The sequence below is a fragment of the Campylobacter sp. 2018MI10 genome, from assembly GCF_018501175.1.
Lineage (GTDB): Bacteria > Campylobacterota > Campylobacteria > Campylobacterales > Campylobacteraceae > Campylobacter_E.
This window is the reverse complement of record NZ_JAHCZD010000161.1, coordinates 1-205: the sequence shown is the minus strand read 5'-3', so window position 1 is coordinate 205 and position 205 is coordinate 1. Positions and strand designations below refer to the sequence as shown.

Annotated in this window: 1 protein-coding gene; it reads left to right on the top strand. The window is 39.0% G+C overall.

What is annotated here, in order from left to right; all coding sequences use genetic code 11:
• Window positions 1-205 (top strand): flagellar hook-basal body complex protein (locus tag KJR01_RS10150; protein WP_214119124.1); only part of this gene is annotated, 205 nt, incomplete at both ends.

Sequence of the window (205 nt, the reverse complement as noted above, 5' to 3'; positions counted from 1 at the left end):
TGCAACTAGGTCAAATTGAATTAGCAAACTTCATAAATCCTAGTGGCTTACACGCATTAGGGGATAATAATTTCCTTGAAACTAGTGCTAGTGGAGCAGTTGTAGTTGGCACTGGCGGGACTAATGGGTTTGGTCAAATTAAGCAAAACTTCGTAGAGATGAGTAACGTGCAATTAGTAGAAGAAATGACTGATTTAATCACAGG